This is a genomic window from Polaromonas sp. P1_E3 (genome assembly GCF_056405935.1).
On the sequence record NZ_JBFUBD010000845.1, the window covers coordinates 1 to 560 of the forward strand.

The following is a 560-nucleotide window of genomic DNA, read 5'->3' on the forward strand; positions in this document are numbered from 1 at the left end:
GCACCGCACGGAATGCATTGACATTGCGTAGAAGGCTGTGCGGCCATATCACGTGGAGTGGCGACCCATACTGCGTCACCATCTCCGCAAGAATTTCCGGACCTGTATCAACGAACCGGGCTATTTGGGGATCAAGCACAGGTTTGAGCGACGCGGCAGCCTGCCCTGCCCCATGCCCAGGCAGCGGGGGTTCAATGCCGCGCTGCGCGATCATCAGATTGTTTTGCACGGATGTCCTCGTAGCCTGGCAAAAGCCGTCAGAAGTCCACCGCCGCCGACACCAGCAGCGTACGCGGCGCGCCCTGGACAAAGGCGCCATAGGAAGCGACACCCGACCAATAAGCCTTGTTGAGTGCGTTTTGCAGGCTGGCGCGGAAAACAGTCTCTTTTCCGGCGACCTTGGTGGTGTAGCGCGCTCCGAGGTCAACACGTGTCCAGGCCGGCATCTCTTGCGTATTGGCCTGGTTGACGTTTTGCGCGCCCGTGTAGAACGCACCGGCCGTCAAGGTCAGCCCGCCCACCCAGGAGGTGTCCCATTCCGCACCCAGATTGGCTTGCAC

The 560-nt window shown here is 61.1% G+C and carries 1 protein-coding gene and 1 pseudogene; both read right to left on the reverse strand.

What is annotated here, in order from left to right:
* Positions 1 to 229 (reverse strand): annotated as a pseudogene (locus tag AC1D0Z_RS23895) (hypothetical protein); the annotation flags it as partial.
* A gap of 28 nt (positions 230 to 257) precedes the next feature.
* A partial coding sequence (locus tag AC1D0Z_RS23900; RefSeq protein WP_477660588.1) for a TonB-dependent receptor domain-containing protein occupies positions 258 to 560 on the reverse strand: 303 nt, incomplete at its 5' end.